Here is a 12143-nt window from a genome sequence, read left to right on the forward strand (position 1 = left end):
CAGGTGCCTCACGCCCCATCCTGTCTCGGCTGAAGCGAGGCCGAGCGGTGACGAAATCAAAAAGGAAGCGAAGTCGCGTAAACCAAACAGAGTGTCAATACCAACGTTTTAGCGGCCCAGCGCAAGCCCTCCGGTCGATCATGGGCCTATTCCAAGTGCTCGCCGCTTTCCTCGGCATGCTCGGCTTCTTCCAAACTCTCTTTCACCTCGGCGCCCGCGGTCCAGTAGAACACCGTGCCGATGATCGCGATGATCACTTTGACCATTTCAAAGACCAGCGCGATCAACGTCCCCGATGCGTCGGTCGGCTCGGAGGGAATTAATTTGTAGAGCCACTCGATCGCGGCCTCGAACACCCCGATCCCGGCGGGCGTCAGGGGCAGCGCCGAAGCCAACATCCCGATCGGCACGATGATGAAGTGATCGCCCAGCGAGGGAACCGACGGATAGAGCCCGCGTGCGATCAAGTACATGCTGAGTGTCAGCATGCCGTGCACGCCAATACTCATCAAAATCGAAATCCCAAACGCGACCGGGTGATCATGAAACATTCGCAGCGGTGGACCGATTCGGTGAATCACCACGCCGACCAAGGGCAGCGTCTCGCCCCAGCGGACCAAGCGATCGACGATTCGCCCGCCAAACACCAATCCCGCCAACACGGCCGTGCCGACACCGACCAGGATGGCCGTCCCCAGCTTCAGTTGATGCATCTCCTCACCGCCGAGTGCGGACGCATCACCAGCGGGCTGAAAAAAGAACGCGATCGAAGCCAGCAAGAGCAGCCCATAGAGCCCGACTCCACGATCGACCAACACCGACGCGACGGCTTGAACGCGACGGCCAGGCCGACGCTTGGCCAAGAAAATCGCTTTGAACAGGTCGCCGCCCACGCTACCGGCGGAAACAAAATTCAGCAGAAAACAGATCGCGCCCAAACGGAACGCTTCCAAAATCGTCAGCTCGATCCCCTGGCAGCGAACGAGCAAACACCAGCGGACGAACGAGAGACTGATCGCGGCAACGGCGACCAGCAACGCGCCCACCAGCAGCGGATAGTTCTTGTCGTGCTGCGAGAGCGTTTCCCACTGCTGCGGTTCGACTCGGTACAGCAGGAAAACGATGATCCCCAGCGGGATCGCAATTTTGAAGAACGTTGCAAAGAGTTGACGCTTGGATTTCATGGGCGGCAGAATAGTCGGCCGCCTGAAAAAGGGTCAATGCTGAGACAGATCAGACGGAAAATAGCTGGGGAAGAGTTCCAGCCTGTCGGTTCCGATTCCAGACAGGCCGAAAGCCTCTCCCACATCGGAACACGACAGGTTTGATTGATCCCGTTCGGGGCGGTCTCTACTCGCCCAGAACCGTTTCCCCGTCACCGTCGGAAACCGGCGGTTGACCGCTCGCGTCCGAATCGGTCGCAGGCGTCGGATCGTTCATCAATTGTTGCATCGCCGCTTCGGCGTCGCTTGACGCTTGATCGACCGGAGCGCCAGGCCCGAGGACCTCGTCACCCGCTTCCAACAGCGGGAATTGCTCTTCCAGGCTTTGCACGGGTGCTTCAGCCAAGGCTTCGAGTGCTTCGCGTCGGTAGTTGACTTCCGATTCTTGGAACAAGCGGAAACCGGTACCGGCGGGAATCAGGTGTCCCAGGATGACGTTTTCCTTCAGACCGACCAGTTTGTCGACCTTGCCCGCCAACGCGGCCTCGGTCAACACCTTGGTGGTTTCCTGGAACGACGCCGCCGAGATGAACGAGTTCGACTGGACGGCCGCCTTGGTGATCCCCAGCAACTGCGTACTGGCGGTCGCCTTCTTGGGCCGCTTGCCTTTCATCGGGGTGCCGCCCTCGGCTTCGATCTTGGCGTTGGTTTCTTCGAACAAATCCTTCGGAATGATCGTGCCCTCGGTGTAATCACTGTCGCCGGCGTTGGCGATCTTGATGCACTTGGACAGCTCTTGATTGGCGTGACGGAACTGGAATCGGTCGATCACCAATCCGGGCAACAGGCTGGTGTCACCGGGCGATTCGACCTTCACCTTCCGCAACATGCGAGCGATGATGATCTCGCAGTGCTTGTCGTTGATCTCGACCTTCTGCGATTGGTAGACCTGTTGGATTTCGTGCAACAGGTACTGCTGAACCGCTTCTTCACCGGAAACCCGCAGGATGTCGTGCGGCACCAGCGGTCCATCGACGATCGACTGGCCGGCTTTGACCATGTCGCCGGTGTGCACCAGGAAGTGCTTGCCGGTCGGGATCAAGTGTTCGCGTTCGATGCCCGATTCGCTGCGAACGACGACGGTCGTCTTGCCGCGTTTCTTTTCGGGCATGATTTCCACTTCACCGTCGACCTCGGCGATGATCGCCGGATCTTTCGGCTTACGAGCCTCGAAGATCTCGGTGACCCGCGGCAGACCGCCGGTGATGTCGGAAACACCACCGCTGTCACGCGGCATTTCGGCGAGCACGTTACCGGGCACGATGTCCTGGCCGTCGACGACGGAGATGGTCGCTTTTTCCGGCAGGAATTGAACGTTCAACGCCTTGCCGGTGTTGTCTTCGACGACGATCTGGGGGTGCAAGTCACCCTTGTGATCGACGACGACCATTCGCATCTTACCGCTGGCTTCTTTCTCCGTTCGAACCGTCTCGCCTTCGACGATGTCTTCAAAACGGACTTTACCGGAGACTTCCGACAGGATCGGCACCGAGTACGGGTTCCACTCGCAAAGCGTTTCGCCGGGTTTGACCTTCTGGCCGTCTTCGACCATCAGCATCGACCCGGTCGGAATCGGATAGCTTTCGAACTCACGCCCGCGATCATCGACCAGTGCGATTTCACCGTTACGCGTCAGAACGACCTTGCGACCTTCGGCGTTTTCGACCGCACGGATCCGCGTCAACCGAACCTCACCGGCCTTCTTGCTCTTGATGTCGGATTCCTGCATCGCCTTGCTGACCGAACCACCGATGTGGAAGGTCCGCATCGTCAGTTGGGTGCCGGGCTCGCCGATCGATTGTGCGGCGATGATGCCCACCGCCATGCCCTCTTCGACCATGGCACCGGTCGACATGTCCATTCCGTAACAGCGGCGGCAAACACCCAGGGGTGCGTCGCAGGTCATCGGCGAACGGACTTGCAGTTTTTCCAAGCCCATCTGCTCGATCTTGCGAGCGATTTCGGGCGTGATCATTTCGCTTTCGCCGACGACGACTTCGTCCGTCACCGGGTTGACGATCGACTTGCGGCTGACGCGTCCGTTGATCGAATCGGACAACCGGACTTCGACTTTTTCACCGCGATAAACGACGCCCTTGGTGATCCCTTGGGTGGTGCCGCAATCGTCCATGGTGATGACGACGTTCTGCGCGACGTCAGCCAGTTTCCGGGTCAGGTAACCGCTGTCGGCGGTCTTCAGTGCCGTGTCGGCCAGACCCTTTCGGGCACCGTGCGTGGAACTGAAGTATTCCAATACCGACAGGCCTTCACGGAAGTTTGCCTTAATCGGCGTCTCGATGATCTCCCCGGTCGGCTTGGCCATCAGACCACGCATCCCGGCCAACTGACGAATTTGGGCGATACCACCACGAGCACCGGAGTGACTCATCAAGAAGACGGGGTTGATGTACCAACCGCCCTTCCGCACGTCGGACTCCATCGCGGCCATCATGTCGGTCGTGATCAATTCCCGCGCCTTGGTCCATTCGTCGAGCACCATGTTGTAGCGTTCGTCGTCGGCCATTTGACCGCGGTCGTACGCCTTCTTCAGACGCATGACTTCTTTTTCCGCTTCCTTGATGAAGCCGACTTTGGATTCCGGCGTGACCAAGTCATCGGTTGCAAACGACAGACCGCTGCGGGTCGATTCGCGGAAACCCATCTGCATCATGTCATCGAGCAGGTGGATCGTCGGGCGACGACCGAGTCGTTGATAACAGTCGCTGATCGCGCTGGCCAAGTCGCCGCTGCGCATCGCGCGGTTGTAAAAATCCATGCCGTCGGGCAGCATTTCGTTAAACCGAACGCGTCCCGGCGTGGTCTCGATGATTGCGCCGTATTTGGCGTCGCCGTTTTCCGTTTTCAGACGTTGGTGCTTGGGCAGACGCATCTTGATCTTGGCGTGCAAGTCAACGATGCCCTGGGCATACGCGAATTCAACTTCGTCGTACCCGGCGAACGTCATGCCTTCGCCCTTGCGATCGGGCAATTCGCACGTCATGTAGTAGCAACCCATCACGATGTCCTGCGAAGGACTCATGATCGGTTTCCCGTTGGACGGTGCGAACACGTTGTTCGTACTCATCATCAACGTGTGGGCTTCGACCTGAGCTTCGATCGAAAGCGGCAGGTGGACGGCCATCTGGTCACCGTCGAAGTCGGCGTTGAAACCCTTACAAACCAACGGGTGCAAGTTGATCGCGTTGCCTTCGACCAACGTGGGCTCGAACGCCTGGATGCCCATCCGGTGCAGCGTCGGGGCTCGGTTGAGCAGGACGGGGTGGTTGGTGATGACCTGTTCCAGGATATCCCAGACCTCTTCGTCCTTTCGCTCCAACATCTTCTTGGCCGACTTGATCGTGTCGGCGTGACCGAGCTCTTTCAAGCGGCGGATGATGAAGGGCTGGTACAGTTCCAACGCGATCTTTTTGGGCAGACCACATTGGTGCAATTTCAGTCGCGGGCCGACCACGATCACACTCCGTGCCGAATAATCGACTCGCTTGCCGAGCAGGTTTTCGCGGAAACGACCTTGTTTCCCCTTGATCATGTCGGTCAACGATTTCAGCGGCCGGTTGGACGAACCCAGCACCGGACGCTTGCAACGGTTGTTGTCAAACAACGCGTCGACGGATTGTTGCAGCATTCGCTTTTCGTTGCGAATGATCACCTCGGGCGCATTCAAATCGACCAACTTTCGCAGCCGGTTGTTGCGGTTGATGATCCGTCGATACAGGTCATTCAAATCGCTGGTCGCAAAGTTACCGCTGTCCAGCAGCACCAACGGCCGCAGGTCCGGAGGAATGACCGGGATCACGTCCAGCACCATCCACTCGGGACGGTTGTCGCTGTCGCGGATCGATTCGACGATCTTCAAGCGGTTCGTCAGGTCCTTTTTCTTTTGCTTGCTGCCGGTTTCGTCCAGCTCGATCCGCAATTGTTCGGACAGTTGAACCAGGTCCAACTGGTTGAGCAGCTTGCGAACCGCTTCGGCACCCATGTCGGCTTCGAAGGTTCCCGGTCCGTACTGTTGGCGAGCGGCGCGGAATTCCTCTTCGGTCAGCAATTGCTGATGTTCCAGATCGGTTTGGCCCGGATCAACGACCACGTAGTCCTGGAAATAGATCACTTTCTCGAGCGAGCTGGTCTTCATGTTGAGCAGGTTGCCCAACCGCGACGGCATCGCTTTGAAGAACCAGATGTGCACGACCGGGGCGGCCAGATCGATGTGGCCCATTCGTTTGCGGCGAACGCGACTGTGCGTGACTTTGACGCCACAGCGGTCGCAGATCATGCCCTTGTACTTCATGCCCCGGTACTTGCCGCAGGCGCATTCCCAGTCCTTTTCGGGGCCGAAGATCCGCTCGCAGAACAGCCCGTCTTTTTCGGGGCGATAGGTCCGGTAGTTGATCGTTTCCGGTTTTTTGACTTCACCAAACGACCAGCTCTTGATGTCCTGCGGTCGGGCCAAAGAGATTCGGACCGACGCGTAATCGTTGATGCGATCGTAGTTGCTGGTTTCGCCAATCGACATGATATGAAAGCCTTTAGCAGTTAGCGGTTAGCAGTTAGCTATTGATTTGTATTGAAGGTGGCCGCAACCGGAGGGTGCGGTTGCGGCGATTGAGTAGGCGGGCGGCGGCAGGATGGGCCGCCGAGCCGTCGCCGCAGACCGGTCGCAATCGACCCGTCCGCCGTGACGGCCGAGCTGACTGCGCGGTGGACGCAGCCAGCTGTTCGCAGAGCTCTAAATCGGTCTCTTTTCAAGTTGCATGTTCAGCGCCAATCCACGGATCTCGTTGGTCAAGACGTCGAAGCTGGCCGGCGTACCGGCTTCCAGCGTGTTCTCTCCCTTGACCATCGATTCGTAAATCTTGGTGCGGCCTTCCACGTCGTCGCTCTTGACGGTCAACAGTTCCTGCAGGATGTACGCGGCACCGTAAGCTTCCAGAGCCCAGACTTCCATCTCGCCGAAGCGTTGGCCGCCGAAGCGCGCCTTTCCGCCGAGCGGTTGTTGCGTGATCAACGAATAAGGACCGGTGCTTCGTGCGTGAACCTTGTCGTCGACCAGGTGGTGCAGTTTCAGCATGTAGATGTAGCCGACCGTCGTCTCCTGCTCCATCGCTTCGCCGGTGCGTCCATCGATCAAGCGGACTTTCCCGTGACGCGGCAATCCCGCTTCATCCAGGGCCTCGTTGATGTCTTCTTCGCTGGCACCGTTGAAGACCGGCGTGATGGACTGGAAGCCCAACTTCGCCCCGGCCCATCCCAAGTGCGTTTCGAGAATCTGGCCGACGTTCATCCGACTGGGAACGCCCAGCGGGTTGAGCAAGATCTGCAGCGGCGTTCCGTCCGGCAAGAACGGCATGTCGGCGACCGGCAAGATCTTGGCGATCACACCCTTGTTTCCGTGCCGACCGGCCATCTTGTCACCGACGCTGATCACACGCTTGGTGGCGATGTAGACCTTGGCCATCTGCAGCACGCCGCTGCGGAGTTCGTCGCCGCGCTTCATGCTGTTGAGCTTTCGGTCGCGAAGATCGATCGCCACTTCGACGTTGGACCACTGGGTGTCGTAAACCTTCTGAACCGCTTCCTGTTTGTCGTCGCCCTTGACCTGATCCATGATGTGATCGAGTCGGAACGCGATCGCGCGTTCGGCGACGAACTTCGGATCCTGACCGTCGGCCAGTGGCGTTCCGGTGGAATCCTTCAGCTTCACGCCGGCGGCTTCTTCCAGGTCGCGGACCAGCGATTCAAAGGTGCTGGCGATTTCCGCGTTACCGGCCGCCTCGACTTCCTTCAATTCACGCTCGAACTCCTTCCGCTCGTCTTCAGACAGACTCATGCGTCGGGAGAACTTGTGGGTGTCGATGACGATGCCTTCGATCCCCGAAGGGACTTCCAGCGAGTCGTTCTTGACGTCTTCACCGGCGCGACCAAAGATCGCGTGCAGCAACTTCTCTTCCGGCGTCAGTTCGGTCTTGCTTTTCGGGCTAACCTTGCCGACCAGGATGTCGCCCGGTTTGACGTACGTTCCGACTTGGACGATCCCGTTTTCGTCAAGGTTGCGAAGCGCTTTTTCGCTGACGTTGGGGATGTCCCGCGTGAACTCTTCGCGGCCGAGTTTGGTTTCGCGAATTTCGACGTCGAAGTCTTCGATGTGAATCGACGTGTAGGTGTCGTTCCGCACCAGTTCTTCGCTGATGATGATCGCGTCTTCGTAGTTGAATCCGTCGAAAGACATGAAGCCGACCAGGACGTTTCGCCCCAGCGCCAGTTCTCCGTCACGGGTCGCGGCACCGTCGGCAATGATCTGACCTTGGGTGACGTCATCGCCCAGCCGCACCAACGGCTTTTGGTTTTGACAGGTGCGTTCGTTGAGCCCCTGGTACTTCTTCAGCTCGTAGTGATCGCTGCCGATTTCGATCCGGCTGGAATCGACATAGGTGACTTTGCCGGCGCGGCGGGCACGGACCACCATCGCACTGTTGCGTGCGACCTGGCGTTCCATCCCGGTGCCGACGATCGGTGGCTCGGCGACCAGCAACGGAACGGCTTGTCGCTGCATGTTCGAACCCATCAACGCGCGGTTGGCATCGTCGTGCTCGAGGAACGGAATCAGACCGGCCGAAACGCCCACCATTTGGCTCGGCGCGACGTCCATGTAGTTGACCTGATTGGGCTGAACGATCTTAAAGTCACTCCGGACCCGGGCGATCAAGTTCGGTCCGGGGACCAACGCTTTATCCTTGACCTCGGTGTCGGCCGGAGCCACATAGGCTTCGTTTTCCTCGTCGGCACGCAACCACACCACTTCGTCGGTCACCACGCCTTCTTTGACGCAGCGATAGGGGGTGATCAAGAATCCGTAGTCATCGACGCCGGCGTAGATCGCCAACGAGCTGATCAGACCGATGTTCGTGCCTTCAGGGGTCTCAATCGGGCAGATCCGTCCGTAGTGCGAGATGTGCACGTCGCGGACTTCGAAACCGGCTCGCTTACGGTTCAAACCGCCCGGGCCGAGTGCCGACAGACGTCGTTCGTGCGTCAACTGGCTGAGCGGGTTGGTCTGGTCAACGACCTGAGACAGCTCGCCGCGGCCGAAGAAATAGTCGATCGCCGCGGAGACGCTCTTGGGGTTGATCAGGGATCGCGGCGTCATGTCTTGGGCATCTTTGACGCTCATCCGTTCCTGCACTGTGCGGCGCAGTTTCAAGAATCCTTTGCGGAGTTCTTCGCAGGCGAGTTCGTCGATCGTTCGCAGTCGGCGGTTGCCCAGGTGATCGATGTCGTCGATTTCCGCATCGCTGTCCGGGTCGAACAGTTCGATCAGGTAGCGAATCGATTCAATGATGTCGTCCGGTCGCAGCGTCATCACCGACTCGCTGACGCCCAAACCGAGCTTTCGATTCAAACGGAACCGGCCGACTTTGCCGAGACGGTAGCGGTTGTCGTCGTAGAATTTCTCTTCGAACAGGACACGCGCCTTTTCCAGTTGCGGCGGGTTGCCGGGACGAAGCCGTTGGTAGATTCGCAGCAACGCTTCTTCGTGGCTGGCGGTGTTGTCTTCCATCAGCGTGTTGAAGATCACCGGGACCTTGGGGGCGTCCATGCACTGGATGCTGGTCACACCGGCGACGCAAATCGCTTCGGCGATCTCTTTGGTGATCCGGTGGGCGGCTTCGATGATGATTTCACCGGCCCGCTCGGTACCGCTGGGGAAGACGACATCGTCGACCGCGATCTTGCCTTCGATCTTCGCGGCACTCTTGATGCTGGAAAGCTTCTCGGTGCGGGTCGGGTAAAACGCTTGCAGGATGTCGGCGTCGGTCGAGTACTTCGGGTCCATCGCGCGCAACAACGTGGTCGCCGCGAACTTTCCGCTCTGGTCGATGCGGACGGTCAACGCGTCTTTCTTCGTCACGTTGAACTCCACCCAACTGCCGCGTTCGGGGATCACCCGGCACGAAGGCAATTTGCGGTCGGTCGTCGTGTCCGTATCCCAGACAAAATCGACACCGGGCGAGCGGTGAAGCTGGCTGACGACGACGCGCTCGGCACCGTTGATGATGAACTCGCCGCCACCCATCATGATCGGCATGTCACCCAAGTACACCTCTTCCTCATGGGGCTCTTCGCGATTCAGCCGCAGCCAAATCCGAAGCGGCATCCCGTAAGTCAGACGCAACTGCCGGCATTCCTGGCTGGTGTAGCGAGGTTTGCCCAGCTCGTAACGCAAGTACTCAAGCGTGATGTTCCCGTCGTAGCTGGCGATCGGGAAAATTTCTCGCAGGACGCTTTCAAGCCCTTTGTCTTCGCGAGCAAGTGAGTTGACGTCTTCTTGCAAGAATTCCTTGTAGGAAGCCGTCTGCAAGGCGGTCAGATCGGGCAGCTCAAAGCCGCCCAGATCGGTTCCAAAGTGACGTACGGTTGTGGGGATCAGACGACGCTGGGACGTAACTGCCATCGGTAAAGAAAGCTCCTGCTGGACTTGAGATCCATGATCTCGGACGGCTATCGAATGGGTTTCGACCGAACTGCTACAAGCACTGCTGCTGCGACAACACAAAGACCCCGAAAGGTTCGATTTTCCGATTGACGTGGCGAATCGGATTGGCGGACATTGGGTCGCTGGAAAGAATTGGGCCGGAAACGTTGAAGCCAGGACCCAGAGTCGCTATATCCACAAACAGCGATCGCCAAGACCGGTCCCCGCCGCGACGCGGCAGAAACAGGAATCATCAATTCGGTTGCGGGAAACGCGTTCGCCAAAACAATCTGACCAATAGTGGTCCGCGGTTTTGATACAATCACAGAACGCACGGGCGGGCATCCCTGACGATCAATGCGGATAAAATTGGGCCATCGACACGGATATAGACGGCTGGAACCTAGGCTCGATGTGGGAGAATATCACAACGGCCACTTTTACGAAAGCCCAACCCGCTCGACTGGCCCGGATTGTGCTGGGACTTTCGTTTTCAGCGCAAACCTCTGCACCCAAACAACTTAGCGACACTCACCGCCGGTCGCCACCAGCCCCCCGCCGCTGTTTTTTGGGCCAAGTGAGAAAATTGACGAAATTTTGAACCGGACGGCCCCGCCCTGCCCCGAGGCGTCGCCGCAAATTCTGTCGCTCAAATGCTGTGAAATTCCGGGTCCTGCTAACCAGCGCCGTGAAGCATTTTTTCTAGCGGTAGGGCGCGAGCCCAATGCCACTTACGTTGGCGCTAAGGGAGGTAGCGGAACGGCGCGAGCCGTCCGGTATCCGGCGTGAAAGACCGGAGGGCTTGCGCCCTGCCGCTAACAAAAGCCCCCGGTCTACCGGCAAAGTAAGTGGCATTGGGCGCGAGCCCTCCGGTGTCTCGGGGACGAGGAGGGACCGGAGGGCTTGCGCCCTGCCGCTAACACCTCGTCAAACGCAGGGATTAAATGCTTCACAGCGTTGTCTGCTAACCGTCAGCCCCGTTGGGGAAACAGCCCGGTTACAGAAACATCGACTGAAACATCACCCAGCGGGCCGTCAACAGCGTCAGCAGCAAACAACACCACCACGACGCCACCTGGGCGACCGGTCGTCGATGCAGCCGATACAGAATGCCGATCGACATCCCCGTGACCGTCGCCTTGAACAAGAACAAGCGAACCGGTTCGGCGATCATCCCGCTGCCCAACGGATTGAGCTCGCGCATCAGCCCCGCGTTCGCAGTCCCCAACGTCCAAATCAAATCCACCGCCGACAGCAACGCGACAATCAACAACGATTGCCCCACCACCTTGCGATGCTTGGACCAGTCGGTCGGATCCGTTGCCGAACTCTCGATCTGAGGGCGGTTGGACAGCAAGTGGCCGAAGCCGAGCACCACCACCGCCATCGCGAATACCGTCAACGGGTAAGAGATTTTGGAGATCCAATGGGTCGCTGCGGTCACCCGCTCGCCGTCGGCTTCCGCTTGATCGAATTTCTTCAGCTTCGCTTCCACATGCTCGCTGAATTCCGGAGTCGGCTGGAATTCCGTCAACAATCGACTCAAACTCGCATCGGTCGGTTCCACACGACTGGAAATTTGCGTCATCGCCGCCGGGCCGTCGGAGTCACGCAAGGCGCGAAGCAAATCCATCCCTCCCTGTTCGGGATAAAGCATCCGCGGCCGCTCTCCCGAATACAGGACAACGATCATGCCGAAATCGACCGACCGAATGTCCTCGTAGAACCGTCGATAGAGGTCCGCGGGCGAAGCTTCCACAGGTTCGCGAAAACGCCAAGCCTCTTCGGTATAGTTGACCCGTTGGACCTGTGGATCACCGTGTGTCACCCGAGCCTCACGCCCCCAACGCGGTCGCCGCCGGCCGAAACGCCCTTCACGCTCGCGCTCTCGCTCCTCGTAGTCGGACAAGTCGAACGCGTCTGCCTTGAATTCGCGTCCGTTGATCGTCAACGCATCCCCGTCAAAGTCGACTTCATAGGGTGATGGCACATACCGCCCCTCCAAAAAGATGAACCCTTGCATCTTCGGGCTCCCGCCGACCGACTCCGCCCTCACCGTTCCGGCCGCCTGCCCGGCCCCCATCAGTACCGCGAGCAGGCCAAGCCACGCAAAATGAAAGCCAAACACTGAGCGGTCCATCGGATTCCTCGATCTAGAAACAAACTTGCTGAGCCCAAAGGCGAAACGTAGCGCTCTGCGTTATTGAATCCGATTGACCCCCGAAAGTTTCGCATAAGATTTGCAGGTTATTGGCACTCAAGTTTCGGGTAGTGGACGAGGCGACGAGTCCTCCGCAGTCGGGTAGTGGACGAGGCGACGAGACCTCCGCAGTCGGTCTAGTGGACGAGGCGACGAGTCCTCCGCAGTCGGTGTAGTGGACGAGGCGACGAGTCCTCCGCAGTCGGTGTAGTGGACGAGGCGACGAGTC

Annotated in this window: 4 protein-coding genes; all 4 read right to left on the minus strand. The window is 58.8% G+C overall.

Features of this window, described 5'->3' with window-relative positions; translation table 11 throughout:
- Nucleotides 1-146 precede the first annotated feature (146 nt).
- The 4 genes from ABX749_RS07255 to ABX749_RS07270 all read right to left on the minus strand — a co-directional run bounded on the left by ABX749_RS07255 (nucleotide 147) and on the right by ABX749_RS07270 (nucleotide 11737).
- On the minus strand, nucleotides 147-1184 hold the full coding sequence (locus tag ABX749_RS07255; RefSeq protein ID WP_372895384.1) for a lysylphosphatidylglycerol synthase transmembrane domain-containing protein: 1038 nt from the start codon (nucleotides 1182-1184) through the stop codon (nucleotides 147-149).
- A 166-nt stretch (nucleotides 1185-1350) separates the two neighbouring features.
- Nucleotides 1351-5757 (minus strand): DNA-directed RNA polymerase subunit beta', encoded by a 4407-nt coding sequence (rpoC, locus tag ABX749_RS07260; protein ID WP_145209482.1) that lies wholly within the window; start codon nucleotides 5755-5757, stop codon nucleotides 1351-1353.
- A gap of 213 nt (nucleotides 5758-5970) precedes the next feature.
- Entirely contained in the window at nucleotides 5971-9693 is a 3723-nt protein-coding gene (gene rpoB, locus ABX749_RS07265) for a DNA-directed RNA polymerase subunit beta (RefSeq protein ID WP_372895385.1), read from the minus strand.
- Nucleotides 9694-10711: 1018 nt separating this feature from the next.
- Nucleotides 10712-11737, minus strand: coding sequence for a DUF5658 family protein (locus ABX749_RS07270; protein WP_372895386.1), 1026 nt, complete (start codon nucleotides 11735-11737; stop codon nucleotides 10712-10714).
- Nucleotides 11738-12143: the final 406 nt, after the last annotated feature.

The organism is Stieleria sp., from assembly GCF_041595215.1.
Classification (GTDB): domain Bacteria; phylum Planctomycetota; class Planctomycetia; order Pirellulales; family Pirellulaceae; genus Stieleria; species Stieleria magnilauensis.

Coding starts and splice junctions, on each gene's coding strand:
- rpoB (WP_372895385.1), bottom strand. CDS start 9,693: ATGGCAGTTACGTCCCAGCGTCGTCTGATCCCCACAACCGTACGTCAC.
- ABX749_RS07270 (WP_372895386.1), bottom strand. CDS start 11,737: ATGCAAGGGTTCATCTTTTTGGAGGGGCGGTATGTGCCATCACCCTAT.
- ABX749_RS07255 (WP_372895384.1), bottom strand. CDS start 1,184: ATGAAATCCAAGCGTCAACTCTTTGCAACGTTCTTCAAAATTGCGATC.
- rpoC (WP_145209482.1), bottom strand. CDS start 5,757: ATGTCGATTGGCGAAACCAGCAACTACGATCGCATCAACGATTACGCG.